Source organism: Peribacillus sp. NPDC097198 (assembly GCF_044762055.1).
GTDB lineage: Bacteria > Bacillota > Bacilli > Bacillales > DSM-1321 > Peribacillus.
Map to the genome: position 1 here is coordinate 185,147 of NZ_JBIWDO010000005.1, position 15,508 is coordinate 200,654.

The following is a 15,508-nucleotide window of genomic DNA, read 5'->3' on the forward strand; positions in this document are numbered from 1 at the left end:
ATTTTATGGATTTTTTTCCTTTTTTTATCATATCATGTGTAGTTATTTAATACTATGTTTTCAAAAAAAGGAATCACCTCGACCTCTCTTTCCCTTGAACTTGGCCTTTTAAAATAAAGGCGCAATTACAAACCAGATGGAAAATAAGTGGATATTATGATACGTTTATACTGGTGGCTTATAGGTCAAATTCAAAAAAAGGTAGGTATACTATGTCGGAAACAGTTCTTAAGGTTCAATCCTTGAAGAAAAAAATTGGGAAAAACGTCATCGTCGATGATGTGAGCTTTGAAATCAAAAGCAATGAAATATTCGGTTTGCTTGGTCCGAATGGAGCGGGGAAAACGACGATTATCCGGATGATCACGGGTCTTATTAATCGCACGGGCGGCAGTGTCATGATCAAGGGGCATGATCTTGATAAGGATTTTGAAGGGGCGATGAACCAACTAGGGGCCATTGTCGAAAATCCAGAGTTCTATAAATATATGACGGGCAGAAAGAACATCATGCATTATGCTCATATGTCACATAATAAGATTTCCCCTGAGCGAATCGAAGAAGTGATCAAGATAGTCAAATTGGAAGAGGCAATCGATAAAAAGGTGAAAACCTATTCATTGGGCATGCGTCAGCGTCTTGGTGTAGCACAGGCCATCTTACATAAACCATCTTTATTGATTTTTGATGAACCGACCAATGGCTTGGATCCACAAGGAATACGTGAATTCCGTGATCACTTGAAGTTGCTGGCAAGTGAGGGAGTGGGCGTGTTGATTTCTTCACATCTCCTCTCAGAAATGCAATTAATGTGTGATACCTTTGCCATTATCGAAAAGGGTAAATTGATACATACGGAAGAAAAAAGAACAGAAGAAAAACAAGAGGATATTCATGAAGTGGCCTTTACGGTTAACGATGGGGAGCGGGCAAAAACGATTTTGCTAGAAGAGTTTCCTAGTCTTCCGGTGATCAAGCATAGTGCGGAATCCATTTCCGTATCAGCGACACGTGGACAGACGGCCCGTATAAATAGTAGTTTCATAAAGAATCAAATCGATGTCTTTGAAATCGTGGTTACTAGAAAATCGCTAGAAGATAAGTTCTTTGAAATAACACAGCAGGGAATGAGGGAAACAGTATGATGTCCTTGATACGCAATGAATGGATGAAGATTTTTCAAAAAAAATCGAGCTATGTGTTTATTGGTTTCCTTCTATTAATGGTAATCGGCTCGGCGTTTATAGAAAGTAAACTGAATCCAGTCGATAAAGATGCAGACTGGAAGCAAGATGTGCGTGCAGATATAAAAGAGCAGGAAAAACAAATGAAAAGTCCGGAATTTAATGATGAAGACAAGGAATTCTTCAAGGAACAAATGGAAGTTAACGAACAACTTCTCAAGGAAAACATAAACCCAGACCTTCAAACGAACTGGACGTATATGGCGGAATGGACGACATCCATCACTTCCTTCATTACTTTATTTGTCGTCATCGTTTGTAGTTCCCTGGTGTCTTCCGAGTTTTCGGATGGAACGATTAAGCAGTTGTTGATCAGGCCTTATAAACGTTGGAAGATCCTACTTTCCAAATACATTACTTCCCTATTATTTGCGGCACTATTACTTGTGATTTTACTCGCATTCAGCTATCTAATTGGTCTTTTATTCTTTGGAAGTGGTTCTTATACAGATAAAATCATGGATCCGACTTCTTTTGGATTCGCTCCTGTTTTAGTTGGCGAATATGTTGTGAATATGATGGTCTATTGGATTCCGGGATTCTTGGTGATCACAGCCATCGCCTTCATGTTAAGCACATTATTTAAAAGCCAAGCCCTTGCAGTGGGGATTGCTATCTTCATTTTATTTGCTTCTTCTACGTTGACTGCAATCATTCAGTCATTTATTGAAAAAAATGAGTGGTTAAAGTTTGTCCTGTTCCCTCATCTCGATTTAAGAGGATATATCTCTGAAACGGTGAATATGTTCGATGGGGCATCCCTTGGTTTCTCAATAGGAGTGCTTGCCGTCTATTATTTCCTATTTTTAGCGCTAACCTTTTTCTTCTTTCAAAAAAAGGATATTACGAATTGATGGTAATTCGTTGGAAAAGTCGAAATCCCTTTGGGGGTTTCGGTTTTTTTTTTTTGAAAAGGAAGAGGTAGAAGATAGGTTTAAAAAAGTAAAAAACCGTTCGCTTAACGGAACGGTCATTGTTAAATCACTCAATCACATCAAACCAGAGGGAATCCGTATCATCCACCTCGCCATTGTAATTGATGGTGATTTCCTCTCCGGCCACTATATCGGCATGTGCATAAAAGTCGATGGTCATCCGTTCTTCATTATTATCAAACCGGGCATTTGGGGTGTAGGAATGATTAAATAAGGAACCATATCCCAAGGCAAGCGCGGTATCGTCGTCTCCCCAATAGAAGCAATGCTCGAATAGTGAGGTTTTCTTTAAGTATTTCCAGTCCTTTTTTGGTGAAACGACAACAGGGGATGATTCTATCCATTCATCTTTTTTTATATCCCGTGTAGCGAATATCCCGCGGCCATATTTTCCTGTGTGTTTGATGCAAATGGGGGCCACTGAGGCATCTCCTTTCTGCCAATCCTGATTCGTTTTCATGTGTTCCTTATCTAGGGTTTTTAGTTGTGTTTTTAAATAAGCATTCCGTTTGCGAATGAAGTCAAAGATGAATTCAGGTTCTTGATCGAATACATCAATCTGCCCCTTCTTATAAGGATCGAGGAGGACATGGGGGCGTAATGTTTGATGGAGGGTGTGTACTTTATCTTCCATATAATCGACCGTGAATGTTGTTTCCAGAATTTCTTCTACTATATCTTTATAGCGTGTACGAAATTCAGGAATTTGTAAGAGAAGGGCGTTCAGGTGGTTTTTCTTTACTCCTTCAATAGGCACGTACGTGTGCTCCATGACCCCACCGCTCACTTTCCGTCCCCATGTTGCATCATAGTCCCAAGGAATGATTTCGAATAACCCCGTTTTACTATTGCGATATAAGGCATAGTTATGCGTGAACCCATCGTTATTCATCGTACAAACGGCTGCAGCTAACCAGCGTAAGTAAGAATCAATATTTATTTGCCGTGCGACGACATCATGTAATTTGGGTAAAGGGGTTGTATTGATTTTGTGGATGAAATGATGAAGGAAAAGATCGTCTGACTCGATGCCATACACTCGTTTATAACCAGAAAGAAGCGATTGTTTTGGTTTTCCATTTCTCTCCAGGGCAAAGTTTGCATCATTGCCAACGGCGTAGTAGATGGGACCGGAAGGAAGACCTCTTTTTTCTAAAAAACATTCATCCACGGATTCCAATTGTAAATAGACGCCCTTTAAGTCATCATTACGTGTTAAATTGATAGGCTGACTTCGAGGGGATAGCACTCCGAGGTCTTCGAAGAAATCTAGGGAAAGCTTATTCCGCATGAATGAGGGATCTCTATATTCAGCGTTCAGATGAATCTTTCGAGCACCAAAGAATCTTTCGGGTTCGATGAAATCCACCCAATAGGACCGTTTCCGGAATTTCCGTGTATATGAGCCCCGATAGGCCATATCGATGTCATAGGTATTCTTACCAACCTTTAAATAGGCGGGGATGGGGGTGTTGCTCCAGACATTTTTCCGTAAATGATCCAAATCATTTTCTTCAATCGTCAAGAAATAAGAGGGAATTGGATAGTTCATACCATTACCTACCTTTTATACTAGTGTTAAGAAAGAAGCTTCAGCCTGATGAAGCGGCTACTAGTCACCAAGCTGAAGCAACCATCATTCATTTACCTATCGTCTATTTCTTCTCTTTCTCCTACATCCAGTCGTTGTATCTCCAGTGAAGAAATCGTCAGTGAAGGTATCTCCGGTAAATGGACTACCAGTAAACGTTCGGCCAGTGTACGTGCCACCGGTATACGTGCCACCAGTATACGTGTTACCAGTGAATGTGCAATCAGTGGACTTGTGTCCAGTGGACTTGCTACCAGTAGACTTATGACCCGTAGAATGTTTCCCCTTTTTTCCTTTTTTTCCTTTTGGCATTCAAACCCCTCCTTTCAGAAGCTAATGGTATAGTATGCAGGGTCGTCCGAGCTTGAATGTGTTTTTGCAAAATCGGGCGAAAAATGATGAAGGGAAAGGATATTTGTCACATAACTAAGAATGGGGGTATCTTGAAGTTACTATTAATTGACAGTGAGAATCATTATTGATTAAACTAGTTAATAGAGAATAGAGTGAAGGGGATGTGCACAATGTTCGTTCAAATGAAAAAAACAGTAGTAACAGAAGGCCATGCAGATCAAATCGTGCAAAAATTCAGTAGAGAAGGTTTGATTGAAAAGCAAGAAGGGTTCGTCGATCTAAGTGTATTGGTCAAAAAGGTGCGACGGGGCGATGAGGAAGTAATCATCATGATTCGCTGGGAATCAGAGGAATACTGGAAGCAGTGGGAGAAGAGCGACGCACACATTGCTGGACATAAAGCCAATCTTGGCAAGCCAAAGCCTGATTATATCGTCAGCTCAGAAGGTGGATTGTATGAAGTGAAAGCAGTGAAATCGACAGGAAAGTAAAATATGAGTCAGCCAGCATGTTTATGATGGCGGCTTTTTTTATATACGGGGCTACTCATGCATACTCCTTCCATGATAAGACACCCTATATCATGGAGGTGAATACCACATGGATCAATCAAATTTGAAAAAAGATGAAAAGCAAAAGCGTGAGGATAATTTAGTCGGCGGGGAAGACTTTACGACTCAACAGCTTTTGAACGGGATGAATGGCATCTCGGAAATCTATCGTCGTGATAATAGTGACGAAGACGAAAAAGAAACGACTGAATAAATAGGAATGTGTATGTAAGCATAGCTGAAAAGTTATGCTTATTTTTCTGTCTGTGGTCGAATAACTAAGGGCTGTGGTTGAATGAATACAACGAGTGGTCGAATTAATGGATCCCGTGGTTGAATAAATCCTATTCGTGGTCGAATGAATCAAAAAAGTGAACGAATGCATCAAAAAATGAGGTCGAATGTCACTGAGCAGGATAAGTTCACTACAGATATTTCGACTTTTTAAAACTGACCGATTGACCATTATCTATTTTTATTAGCATTTAGCAGGAAAAACCTCCTGTCACAGAGAAATCTAGGAGTACAGATGTGACGAAAAAGGAGTGGGTATGTTGAGCTTTTCCATTAATGAAGAAGACAAAATCATGGAGTTCCTCCTAGAAAAAAAGGATGATTTCGAGCAGCAAATTTTGGAAGAGGCAGTCAATGTTAGAGAAAAAATCGAGGAAATCCTGCTGGTTGGGAATGTGGACCTTCTGAATAATGCGCATAAGCTGGTTCGGTACATCGTGGAACAGAATGAGGCAGCCATCATTGCTTTTGCTGAACAAGAGGGAGAAGCGTGGGCCACGCACTCCTTGACTCTTTCATTCAAGTTGGAATGGGTTCAGGCCATTCGCAGAACGTTATGGAAATTCCTATATGAATATGAACAATTACAAGATACATTCAATAATGTGGAAGTGTTTTTCGATTTAGAGAAGAAAGTGAATGAACAGGTAGACCAATTTCTTAAAGCGTTCTTCATTCGTTACTCGGATTATAAGGATCGGTTGATCTTATCGCAACAGAACTTGGTGGAGAACTTATCCGTCCCGATCATTCCAATTACCCCAAGTATCTGCATCCTGCCTTTGATTGGGGATATGGAAGAATCACGCATGTATATCATCGAGGAAAAAGTACTGATAGAGATAGGAAAACTGGGGATACAAGTTTTGATATTGGATTTATCAGGAATCGTGGATATGGAAATTTCCGTCCTTAGAAAGTTAATGAACATTCTGGATGGGACGGCGATGATGGGGTGTAAAGCGGTAATCACTGGCCTCCGTCCTGAGATCGTTACGAAAATGGTGAGATCTGGAGTGTGCTTTGGTAATAAAGCAGAAACGAAAGGAACACTGCAACAGGCGTTGCAAGATTATTTAATCGTATAAGATGAAGTGATTTCTCAATATCGGTTATATTTTGACCGGAATTACGGAGAAAAAACAAGTTCTACATGATGGAAATGCCGTTATCGATGGAGTCCAACGAGAGATTGGAAATTAGAGACTGCCCAAGAAAATGCTTGGCAGTCTCTTTATGCATTCCCCTACTTAATCAAGGAATACATATACGTATCGTGTGGGACTCCATTTTGATACATGTACTTTCGAAGGATCCCTTCCTCGGCAAAGCCTGCCTTTTTTAATAACTGACTGGATTGGACATTTTCCGTAAACACCACCGCACCGATACGCGTCAGACCGAGCTCATTGAAACCGAAGGCGGCTATTTCTTTGAGCGCCTCTGTCATATACCCTTTATTCCAATGATCCGGATGGAGTTCATAGCCAATTTCCGCTCTTCTGTTTTTGGGAAGGTAGGCGTGAAATCCTATCGTTCCAATCAGTCCAGGTATCCCTTTTCTTTCGATTCCCCAACGAATGGCCCGTTTCTCTTTATAGTTCTCAGCAAATTTTTCAATGATTTCCCTTGCCTGTTCGATACTTTCAAACGAATCTTGCCCATAAAAACGTGTAAGGTCATCATTGGAAAAGCACTGGTAGATTTCTGGGCTATCGCTTTCGATAATTTCCCTTAAGGTCAGTCTTTCTGTCTCGAGTATCGGAAACATCTGTATCATCCCCTTTCATTTTTGTTATTCGACCTTGAGACGAGGATTCCTGCCCTGTACATGTTTTTCAAATTCCCGGACAAGATATGCTTATCCTTTACTTAAAGGGGGGATTATCATGGGTAAAAAGCATCGTAATCGCATCAGTTCACCGAAGAAGAATAACCATATTCCAGAAGAAGCCATCATTGCCGAACATGAAGCACACGGTAAAGAGTATTCTGCGGAAAAACGTAAGAGAAGCAATCCTGGCCAGAGTCAAGACTAGAACAGAACCGCTTAGCCTTAAGGGCCGAGCGGTTTTTTATGCTTGGGGTTAGAGCGATTCGCAATCGTCGATGTACAAAGTACTTATCTGCAGAAACGGTACATGTATGGAGTTATTGTTATTCAAAATATAATAAAAGTATAACGAAAACAAATCTAATATGTTGACAGAATAGGATGGATGATACAAAATATAATTATCTTGAAATAAAGATACATTATTTTAAAATAACTAAATATAGGATAAATGAGGAGAATATATAATGAATGTATTAGTAGTAAAAGCAAACAACCGTCCGGCAACAGAAGGAATCTCAAGCAAAATGTACGAAACGTTCATGGCTTCATTAGAAGGCAAAGACGTAAATGTAACAACGTACGATGTGTTTGAAGAAGATACACCATACTTCGGACAAGAAATTTTCAACGCGTTCGGCAAAGTGCAAACAGGCGGAGAGTTAACGGATATAGAAACACGCCTTTTGGCTGCTAAACAAAAAGCAATGGACGCAATCACTGCAGCGGACGTAGTGGTATTCGCGTTCCCATTATGGAACTTAACAATCCCGGCTAAACTGCATACATTCATCGATTATGTCTTTGCGGCAGGATTTGCATTCAAATATGATGCAAATGGGAACATGGTTCAATTAATGACTGACAAAAAAGCGATCTTCCTAAACGCTCGCGGCGGAGTTTACTCAACACCGGAAGCGGCTCCGATGGAAATGGCAGTTAACTACATGCGCAACGTATTTGGCGGCATCTTCGGCATGGAAATCATCGATGAGGTCATCATCGAAGGTCACAATGCAATGTCTGATAAAGCAAAAGAAATCATTTCTGCAGGGTTGGAAGAAGTAAAGGCTTCTGCACAACGCTTAGTAGAATTGGCTGTTAAAGCATAATAAAACTTAAGGAAAATATCAAAAAAGGCATTTGAGCATCGACTCAAATGTCTTTTTTAATATCTATCTCTGGTGGTAGAAATGGATGAGGGTAACAATTTTAAAAACAGAATTACTTAGGTTCTTAATGGAACCGAACAAATGCGAGTTTCTACCAATTCTTAATAACTTATATGATTATCTAATCCAACCGGTATAATGATATAGGTATTTAGGTATATTAAAAAAACATGTACGAAGAAATGCGAGGGAATATTTTGAGTAAACAGATGACCAAGTGTAAAGCTTGCGGTAAGGAAATTGCAAAAGGAGTAAAGAAATGCGTTCATTGTGGAAAAGATCAACGTAATTTTTTTATGAGGCATAAAATTTTCACCGGTTTTTTAGTGATCATCATCTTGGTGATTATCACTTCATTAGGCGGGAAAGATGATGATACCAAGGTAGAAAATGATAATAAAGTGGCAGAGCCAAATAAGGTAAAAGACGACAAAAAGGTAGAAGATGATAAGAAAGCAGCAGATAATGTACCAAACGAACATAAGGCGGCATTAAAGAAAGCAGAAACGTATGCGGAAAACATGGATATGTCAAAAGCAGCGGTTTATGATCAATTGGTTTCAGAGCATGGAGAAAAATTCCCAGAAGAAGCGGCACAATATGCTATCGACAATATAGAAATTGACTGGAAAGAAAATGCGTTGAAGAAAGCAAAAACGTATGTGGATGAAATGGATATGTCAAAAGCAGCGGTTTATGATCAATTGGTTTCAGAGTATGGGGAAAAGTTTACCAAAGAAGAAGCTCAATATGCTGTGGATCATTTAGAATAATATTCACATGAAATACCAACAAAAAACGTTGAATCTGATTCAGCGTTTTTTTGTTGGATTTTTTAACGATAAACAATCAATAGAGGATGCCAGTTGAGTAAACAACGTGTGCATCGACTTAATCCCATGGTCGTGGGATTGATAAGGGATATGTTTTAAGGGTAGTTTAATTATATAGAGACAAATTTTTGATTTTCTTACTAGAAAAAGCAATAATCATGGTGAAGGAAGGTGTTTATATGAAAAAATTAGAAGATAAAGTGGTCTTGATTACTGGTGGTGCTGGTGGAATCGGTGCTGGTATGGCTCATGCGATGGCGAAAGAGGGCGCAAACGTAGTCATTGTCGATGTGAATGAAGAAACAGGCAGGAAAGTGGAGGCCTCGTTGCAACAATACTCACCTAATTCGATGTTCATTCGATTCGATTTAACGAAGCATGATGAGTTAAAAGGGTTAGTGGACCAGGTTGTGGAGAAATACGGAAAGCTGAATGTGCTCGTTAATAATGCTCATGTATCGAGACAAATTCCCTTTATGGAAACGACTAGAGAGAATCTGGATTTATCATTCAATACCGGATTTTATCCAACATTCTATTTAATGCAGGCGGCCGTTCCCCATCTAAAAGAAACGAAGGGAAATATTATCAACTTCGCTTCTGGGGCGGGGATTAAAGGGCAGCCGACACAAGCGGCCTATGCAGCGGCAAAAGAAGCGATTCGTGGTCTTACCCGTGTCACGGCCAATGAACTTGGCGGATTTGGAATCACCATCAATCTAATTTCTCCGATTGCCAACTCGGAAGGCGTGCAAGCTTGGGCCAAAGCGCATCCCGATATGTACGAAGGAATGCTGGCGGGTATTCCGGTGGGGCGCTTGGGTGATCCCGAGGAAGACATCGGTCGCGTGGCTGTATTTTTAGCTTCCGACGATAGTAAATATATTACTGGTCAAACGTTGATGGTAGACGGTGGATCCATCATGTTACATTAAAAGGTTCGGGCGCGTTGATTCTATCGACGCGCTTTTATCATGCTTCAATACGTTCCCCTACCCACTTCGTTCATTAAACTGGTTGTTTTTTAAATGAATTGTCTAATAATTATCCATATGTTACTATTTTTGTAGATATTTTACGTGTGGATTGTTTTCATCTACGGGTATTTTGTCTAAGTATGATGTTTCGTTCATTTGTAAGGGGGATGTTGGGGAATGGGGAAGAAGACGAAGAATAGGTGGTTGATTGCTGTTTCTGCAGTGGGAATTCACTTGTCGATTGGTTCGGTGTATGCTTGGAGCGTATTCACGAAGCCACTTGCAAGCGAATTCGGTTGGGATTTGACTGATATTAGCTTAACATTTAGTATTGCGATTTTGTTTCTTGGGTTATCGGCTGCATTTCTTGGTCATTTTGTTGAAAAATATGGACCTAGGAAAGCGGGGATCCTCTCGGCGATTTTTTTTGGTTTAGGTATTACGGGGTCCGGTGTAGCGATTCATCTGGAATCCTTGCCTCTCCTTTATATTTCTTATGGCGTTTTCGGTGGGATTGGGCTCGGTGTAGGCTACATAGCACCGGTATCGACCTTGGTGAAGTGGTTTCCAGATCGCAGGGGTCTAGCGACTGGCCTAGCCATCATGGGCTTTGGGTTTGCGGCACTGATTAACTCGCCAATCATCCAGGGTCTGATTGAATCGGTAGGAATTGCTCCTACCTTTTTCATTCTTGGCACCGCTTACTTTATCATCATGATCGCTTCCTCTCTTTACTTGGAGCCTCCAGAGAAAGGCTGGCTACCTGTGGGGTATAAAGAGAAAATCAAAACGGGCAAAGTGAAGGCATTGCAAGATCTTTCGCAGTTGACCGCTAACGAAGCAGTTAAAACAAAACGGTTTTATTATCTATGGATCATGCTGTTCATCAATATAACTTGTGGGATTGCCATCATTTCAGCTGCCTCCCCGCTTGCCCAGGAAAGTATTGGGTTAAGCGCCGCGGCAGCTGCGGCACTAGTGGGCGTGCTCGGTGCCTTCAATGGTCTTGGACGGATTGGCTGGGCATCTGTATCGGATTTCATTGGTCGCCCGAATACGTATACCATATTTTTCACGATACAGGTCATTGCCTTCCCGCTCTTGATCATTACGGATAACCCGGTTATCTATCAAATTTTATTAGCGATTATTTATACATGCTATGGTGGAGGATTCGCTTCCATTCCAGCGTATATCGGAGATTTGTTCGGTACGAAGCAGTTAGGGGCCATTCATGGATATATTCTAACGGCATGGGCAGCTGCTGGGCTCGTGGGTCCGATGTTCGCTTCATGGATCAGGGAAACAACCGGGAGTTACTCCCAAAGTTTAATCGTATTCACTGGTTTTTTCGCCGTTGCATTGATTGTTTCCTTATTGATTCGTCTGGACATAAACCGATTGAAAAAAATCCAGACGAACGAAAGCCAGGATATCAGTGTTTGATGGTAAGTAGTTCGTATAATGATAGAATAAGAAACTCGCTGATCTCTTCCTCAGCGGGTTTTTTAAGTAAGTATTTAAGGACATTCATTTTGCCTTAAGTAGTGGAACGAGTTCATCTCCTTATTCAAACGATTAGTCAGGATCTTTTTCAGTTCTTTCTTTTCAGACCCATTCTTTAGACCCTTAGATAAATTGCATGCCCAAACCCTTGGTATGACTGGGTTTTGGAACTACTTCTTTTATCATTTACGGCTACCTATTCACAATCCACAAATACCATCCACAACTCACATCCTATCAGCCGACATCCACAGGCGGATATCCACAATCCACAAGCGAAATTCTTTAATTCACAGCCAATTTCTTTTATCCACAGATGCTTTAGAAGACACAAAAAAGAGAGCGGATTCGCTCTCTTTAAACTGTAAACAAACTCGATGAATATCGTGTTTGTTTATTTTGTGGCTTGTTCGATGTGAACGTTGATTTCCACTTCAGGCACTCGCTTTCCGCGGGCGGTCGGGGAGCCTCCTCGGCTTCGCCTGTGGTGTCTCCCCTAGACGCGCATTTCCCGCAGGAGTCTCGTACCTTCCATTCCAATCCACTTTGCGTGTGAAATCGAGTATGTATTTGCGGGCAAAAGAGTATGCGTTGGAATGCTTTAAGGGATTTAAAAAGGGCAGGGGAAAAAACACTAGCTTAGGAAGGTAGTGTGATGTTAAGAAGGGGATGCAGCAAAGGCATCGAGCCGACCACGTTGTATGGCGAAATAGGATTGGATGGTTTCCTTTTTCCTCGTGAGTGTATATTGCTGGTTGGACGGTGATACAGCCGCGTTGCCGAACTTTCCGATTAAAGCGAGCAGTTTGTCCAATTGATCATATGTATCATTTCTAAGCGCTATGATATATTCCGAAGCGGTCCTTGTGGGTACCGGGTTGGTTGTCGGTGCAGTCATTTCCTCTTCTGTTTCGATTGTCTCGGTCGCCGTCTTCACGCGGGATATGAGCCACTCTTCGCACCAGCCGTTCAGTATGGAATAGATGAAGTCCGCTTGCTGAAACTTGAGGCGGATCGGTTCGATGTGTTGGTTCACTTCCATATAGTTCACTTCCCGGCCAAGTGCCTTCTCTGAAATCTCTTTATGAAAATGTTCACGGTCAAGCAGGGACTTGATGGACTCGGCCTGGTGGGCATACTTCGCCATTTGTTCTAATGTTTCATTATAAACAATCGTGCTTAAATAAGCCGATGCCTGTTTTGGTTCAGTGAGCAATGGTTTGTTGGCACGCAAGGCCTTGCCGAATTTCTTGAGTGCTTGTGAATAGACGAATCGCGCAAGGGTCAGCAGTTCCTTTTGCGTATCGCTCGGAGTTTCCGCTTTTTTTGCATCTTTAAGAAACGAGCGGAAAATGTACTTCCCGACCCGTTCCAACTCCATGCAGACGGCATCGCTGATATGGCCAGGAAAGCCCGCATTGAAAATGGTCCGGCGCAGTCCTGCCCGCTCGCCACGGTTTTCGCGATACTCTCCAAGCGTCCCTTCCTTAAAGGTAAACATCATCACTTCTTTCTTGGAGAAAGCCTTACTTGTGAAAGCAATCGTAACGAGATCGCCTAAGCCTGCTTCATAGATGGCATCCATCGCTTCGAACAGGCGCTGTCTTGTGAATAGGGAAGTGGAGTCCGAAACGAATTCATGATAATCGAACATCACTTCTTCCGATTTTGAAACCGACATCCGGTAAGCGGCCATCAGCAACAGACGTTTTGCCGAAATCGTCAACCCTTTGAAAGCCTCATGATAAAAGAAACGGTATTTCTTGCAATAACGATCGGTCTTATGGTTAAAGCCAAGGTTACTTGTTGGTCCAAGGTTGAACTTATATAAAGCATCCCCATCTTGTTGAACGGATACGAAAACCTGCGGAAGGTCTCCTTTTGGTGACGTGAATTTCCTGATGATCTGCTTCAAATATTTTTCCGATGTCCCCAAACTGCTTGCCATTGCATGAAGCGGGCTCTGAATGACCCCATCCCAATCACTATGCAGCAAAGAGTACAAACACGCATCAAATTCAGTGGAGGATACATGTTTCAATAAGTAATGGTACGTTTCTTCATAAATCATCCGGTTCCGTCTCCTTTTAGTATCCGCCTACATCCATTGGGCAGAGGGTATGATCTAACCAAATTGTTCTTCATCTTATTGAAGCTTTCGAAAAGAATCACTTCACCGTCTATATAAACTTTAAAAAGGAAAAAGTAGCATGCTCTAAAAATATTTTTTTTGAAAATGTATAGGTTTGTAGGGGAGAGGCAAAAGAGGCTGATTAGTTGTGTTAAAATTAGGTAGAATTAGAAAAATAGATAAAGGGAGTTTTTTTGTAATCATGATATTTTCATTACTAGCATTTATCTTAAAAGGGATCGTGACGAAGCTTCCGTTTGCTTTATTGGGACTTTCCCTCATTCCGCAAAGGTGGTCCATAGCCGTCAGGAAAAAAGATTGGCTCTTTTTCACTGAACAGGTTCTGCGGCTATTACTGGCCGCTGTCATTTTATTTTTTATCATCGATATTAATCTACTAGACCAAACGGTTGAAGCGTTCTTTTCCAACTTGGCCATAGTATTTGGGTTGTTCCTTATCGTGGATGCAAGCTTGTACCTATCGAGGGATAAAGAACCTTCCCTAAAAAGACGTGACCGGGAACAAGGCGTTTCGAAGCGAGTGAGAACGCCTTGGAATGTCCATGCCATGTATATCATCGGTTTATTGCTGATTGCCACTTGGGTGATCATGCTGTTTTATCCCCTTACGATTGCCGGGAACCTTCATGGGTTAGCCGATGTCGTAAAGAAGAATAAACTAGAGGAAGTCCAAGATATTAAAACGATGCCACTAGTGACGGTGAAAATGGCTGATGCAAAGGGCGATGCTGCCATTAATAAAATCCAGAATGCCTCATATTTCACGGAAGGTGAATACCGTCTGACCAATATCAATGGCGAATTGACGTATACCTCTCCCATTGAAATGGACGGATTCCTGAAAGCTGGAAAAGCCGAATACACGCCAGGATATAACTTGATTTCGGCCATAGCGACCGATAAAGGTGCGAGCACGGTGAAAGGGAAGATGCTGTATGCCCCGTCACAGTATTTGGATTATGATGTAGATAGACAGATTCATAAGGCGTATCCAACCAAAGTCATCTACGATTCATACCTGGAGCCAGATGAAGAAGGCAAGCCTTTCTTTGTAGCTTCGGTTGGCCATTACTTGAAATACAGAAGTGGGTCCGTCGTGGATGGGGTGGTAGTGGTGAATCCGGAAACGGGTGACACGACCTTCTATCCATTAGGAAAAGAACCGAAATGGGTGGACAGAACCTTCACTGAGGAAACGGCTCTAGAGTATTGGAGCTATTGGGGAAAATATGTTCACGGGTGGAAAAACCAATCACTCATCGGTCCGAAAAAAGATGTCTTGATTCCGAATGAGGAAAATATGCAAGTCACCTTTAATGATAAAGGCGAGTTGATTTATGTCGTCGATTTCACGAGGGCCAAATCAAAAGGGAACTCGAAAACGCTGGTAGGTTACGGTGTGTTCAACGCCAAGACGGGTGAAATGACATATTATAAAGGCGTGACATCCGTTTTAACCGGTAAAGAAGCAAAATCGAATGCCAATGCGAGTGAATTCTTATCCAAATATCCAGGATGGAAAGCGACCAATGGCGTGTTCTATACGATATACGGGGCACCGACCTATGTGATCCCCGTTACAAAAGGAAGCAAGTTCCAAGGGGTGGCCATTGTGTATGCCAATAGCGACAATCCTCAAGTAGCTTTCGGGAAGAACAAAGATGAAGCATTCCGGAACTATAAGAAACTGATCGCTTCCTTAGGGAAAGTCAATGGAGTGACGCCCCAAAAAGGATTTGAAATGAAAGAGGTCAAAGGGAAAGTCATCAGAATCAATGATGCCAATCTTTCGAGTGGGTATGTGTTCTATCTTATCGTAGAGGGCAGCAGCAAAAGGTTCTCGATTGATCCTTCCGTTCAAGGATTGTCCGATGTAGTCTTGACCAAGGTAGGAGACCGGGTCATCTTGAACGTGATGGACATGGAAGAAGAGATTGTTCCCGTCGATCAGTTCACGAATGTAGATTTGCCGAAGAAATAAAAGAAGCCGTGCGTACTCCTTGAAAGGAGCGCACGGCTTGTTCAATGAAAAAAACTGTACCTCCGATTGTTAGGTGTGTCTAAC

General features: G+C 41.7%; 15 protein-coding genes and 1 pseudogene. 11 read left to right on the forward strand and 5 right to left on the reverse strand.

Translation table 11 applies throughout. The features are described 5' to 3' along the window. Positions 1 to 212 precede the first annotated feature (212 nt). Positions 213 to 1,145 (forward strand): ABC transporter ATP-binding protein, encoded by a 933-nt coding sequence (locus ACIQXQ_RS10905; RefSeq protein WP_402957327.1) that lies wholly within the window; start codon positions 213 to 215, stop codon positions 1,143 to 1,145. Beyond that, positions 1,142 to 2,098, forward strand: coding sequence for an ABC transporter permease (locus ACIQXQ_RS10910; protein WP_402957329.1), 957 nt, complete (start codon positions 1,142 to 1,144; stop codon positions 2,096 to 2,098). The genes ACIQXQ_RS10905 and ACIQXQ_RS10910 overlap by 4 nt, the downstream gene beginning before the upstream one ends. A 127-nt stretch (positions 2,099 to 2,225) precedes the next feature. Here the strand turns inward: ACIQXQ_RS10910 and ACIQXQ_RS10915 are convergent, their stop codons facing one another. The 3 genes and pseudogenes from ACIQXQ_RS10915 to ACIQXQ_RS10925 form a co-directional block, all read right to left on the reverse strand. After that, a complete protein-coding gene (locus ACIQXQ_RS10915; protein WP_402957673.1) occupies positions 2,226 to 2,639 on the reverse strand; it encodes an SET domain-containing protein in 414 nt (137 codons plus the stop codon). A 12-nt stretch (positions 2,640 to 2,651) separates the two neighbouring features. Then, positions 2,652 to 3,731 (reverse strand): annotated as a pseudogene (locus tag ACIQXQ_RS10920) (CotH kinase family protein); the annotation flags it as partial. Positions 3,732 to 3,827: 96 nt separating this feature from the next. After that, positions 3,828 to 4,082 carry a hypothetical protein gene (locus ACIQXQ_RS10925; protein WP_402957331.1) on the reverse strand — a complete coding sequence of 85 codons (255 nt, stop codon included), beginning with the start codon at positions 4,080 to 4,082 and terminating at the stop codon, positions 3,828 to 3,830. A 212-nt stretch (positions 4,083 to 4,294) separates the two neighbouring features. Between ACIQXQ_RS10925 and ACIQXQ_RS10930 the strand changes: the two genes are divergently transcribed. From ACIQXQ_RS10930 to ACIQXQ_RS10940, 3 genes are all read left to right on the forward strand, one after another. After that, a complete protein-coding gene (locus tag ACIQXQ_RS10930; RefSeq protein WP_402874169.1) occupies positions 4,295 to 4,615 on the forward strand; it encodes an antibiotic biosynthesis monooxygenase family protein in 321 nt (106 codons plus the stop codon). A 109-nt stretch (positions 4,616 to 4,724) separates the two neighbouring features. Further along, complete coding sequence (locus ACIQXQ_RS10935; RefSeq protein ID WP_402957333.1) at positions 4,725 to 4,889, forward strand: hypothetical protein; 165 nt, start codon at positions 4,725 to 4,727, stop codon at positions 4,887 to 4,889. Positions 4,890 to 5,226: 337 nt separating this feature from the next. After that, positions 5,227 to 6,057 carry an STAS domain-containing protein gene (locus tag ACIQXQ_RS10940; RefSeq protein ID WP_402957335.1) on the forward strand — a complete coding sequence of 277 codons (831 nt, stop codon included), beginning with the start codon at positions 5,227 to 5,229 and terminating at the stop codon, positions 6,055 to 6,057. 158 nt (positions 6,058 to 6,215) lie between these two features. Here ACIQXQ_RS10940 and ACIQXQ_RS10945 read toward each other — a convergent pair whose 3' ends face one another. Further along, positions 6,216 to 6,740: a GNAT family N-acetyltransferase gene (locus tag ACIQXQ_RS10945; RefSeq protein WP_402957337.1), complete on the reverse strand. Its 525-nt coding sequence runs from the start codon at positions 6,738 to 6,740 to the stop codon at positions 6,216 to 6,218. A gap of 118 nt (positions 6,741 to 6,858) precedes the next feature. Between ACIQXQ_RS10945 and ACIQXQ_RS10950 the strand changes: the two genes are divergently transcribed. The 5 genes from ACIQXQ_RS10950 to ACIQXQ_RS10970 all read left to right on the forward strand — a co-directional run bounded on the left by ACIQXQ_RS10950 (position 6,859) and on the right by ACIQXQ_RS10970 (position 11,231). After that, positions 6,859 to 7,008 (forward strand): hypothetical protein, encoded by a 150-nt coding sequence (locus tag ACIQXQ_RS10950; RefSeq protein ID WP_402874177.1) that lies wholly within the window; start codon positions 6,859 to 6,861, stop codon positions 7,006 to 7,008. Positions 7,009 to 7,270: 262 nt separating this feature from the next. Then, entirely contained in the window at positions 7,271 to 7,915 is a 645-nt protein-coding gene (locus ACIQXQ_RS10955) for an FMN-dependent NADH-azoreductase (RefSeq protein WP_402957339.1), read from the forward strand. A gap of 269 nt (positions 7,916 to 8,184) precedes the next feature. Further along, the gene (locus ACIQXQ_RS10960; RefSeq protein WP_402957675.1) at positions 8,185 to 8,748 is read left to right on the forward strand and encodes an Ltp family lipoprotein; all 564 of its coding nucleotides are present in this window, start codon (positions 8,185 to 8,187) and stop codon (positions 8,746 to 8,748) included. A 239-nt stretch (positions 8,749 to 8,987) separates the two neighbouring features. After that, the gene (locus tag ACIQXQ_RS10965) at positions 8,988 to 9,743 is read left to right on the forward strand and encodes an SDR family NAD(P)-dependent oxidoreductase (RefSeq protein WP_402957341.1); all 756 of its coding nucleotides are present in this window, start codon (positions 8,988 to 8,990) and stop codon (positions 9,741 to 9,743) included. Positions 9,744 to 9,962: 219 nt separating this feature from the next. Next, complete coding sequence (locus ACIQXQ_RS10970; RefSeq protein WP_402957343.1) at positions 9,963 to 11,231, forward strand: L-lactate MFS transporter; 1,269 nt, start codon at positions 9,963 to 9,965, stop codon at positions 11,229 to 11,231. A gap of 718 nt (positions 11,232 to 11,949) precedes the next feature. On the opposite strand, the gene ACIQXQ_RS10975 is transcribed toward ACIQXQ_RS10970, so the two are convergent. Then, positions 11,950 to 13,362 (reverse strand): hypothetical protein, encoded by a 1,413-nt coding sequence (locus ACIQXQ_RS10975; protein ID WP_402957345.1) that lies wholly within the window; start codon positions 13,360 to 13,362, stop codon positions 11,950 to 11,952. A 262-nt stretch (positions 13,363 to 13,624) separates the two neighbouring features. Here ACIQXQ_RS10975 and ACIQXQ_RS10980 point away from each other — a divergent pair, with 262 nt between their 5' ends. Beyond that, positions 13,625 to 15,424, forward strand: a complete 1,800-nt coding sequence (locus tag ACIQXQ_RS10980; protein ID WP_402957347.1) for a hypothetical protein — start codon at positions 13,625 to 13,627, stop codon at positions 15,422 to 15,424. Positions 15,425 to 15,508: the final 84 nt, after the last annotated feature.

Coding starts and splice junctions, on each gene's coding strand:
- ACIQXQ_RS10980 (WP_402957347.1), top strand. CDS start 13,625: ATGATATTTTCATTACTAGCATTTATCTTAAAAGGGATCGTGACGAAG.
- ACIQXQ_RS10915 (WP_402957673.1), bottom strand. CDS start 2,639: ATGAAAACGAATCAGGATTGGCAGAAAGGAGATGCCTCAGTGGCCCCC.
- ACIQXQ_RS10965 (WP_402957341.1), top strand. CDS start 8,988: ATGAAAAAATTAGAAGATAAAGTGGTCTTGATTACTGGTGGTGCTGGT.
- ACIQXQ_RS10945 (WP_402957337.1), bottom strand. CDS start 6,740: ATGTTTCCGATACTCGAGACAGAAAGACTGACCTTAAGGGAAATTATC.
- ACIQXQ_RS10925 (WP_402957331.1), bottom strand. CDS start 4,082: ATGCCAAAAGGAAAAAAAGGAAAAAAGGGGAAACATTCTACGGGTCAT.
- ACIQXQ_RS10955 (WP_402957339.1), top strand. CDS start 7,271: ATGAATGTATTAGTAGTAAAAGCAAACAACCGTCCGGCAACAGAAGGA.
- ACIQXQ_RS10940 (WP_402957335.1), top strand. CDS start 5,227: ATGTTGAGCTTTTCCATTAATGAAGAAGACAAAATCATGGAGTTCCTC.
- ACIQXQ_RS10905 (WP_402957327.1), top strand. CDS start 213: ATGTCGGAAACAGTTCTTAAGGTTCAATCCTTGAAGAAAAAAATTGGG.
- ACIQXQ_RS10935 (WP_402957333.1), top strand. CDS start 4,725: ATGGATCAATCAAATTTGAAAAAAGATGAAAAGCAAAAGCGTGAGGAT.
- ACIQXQ_RS10970 (WP_402957343.1), top strand. CDS start 9,963: ATGGGGAAGAAGACGAAGAATAGGTGGTTGATTGCTGTTTCTGCAGTG.
- ACIQXQ_RS10930 (WP_402874169.1), top strand. CDS start 4,295: ATGTTCGTTCAAATGAAAAAAACAGTAGTAACAGAAGGCCATGCAGAT.
- ACIQXQ_RS10910 (WP_402957329.1), top strand. CDS start 1,142: ATGATGTCCTTGATACGCAATGAATGGATGAAGATTTTTCAAAAAAAA.
- ACIQXQ_RS10960 (WP_402957675.1), top strand. CDS start 8,185: ATGACCAAGTGTAAAGCTTGCGGTAAGGAAATTGCAAAAGGAGTAAAG.
- ACIQXQ_RS10950 (WP_402874177.1), top strand. CDS start 6,859: ATGGGTAAAAAGCATCGTAATCGCATCAGTTCACCGAAGAAGAATAAC.
- ACIQXQ_RS10975 (WP_402957345.1), bottom strand. CDS start 13,362: ATGATTTATGAAGAAACGTACCATTACTTATTGAAACATGTATCCTCC.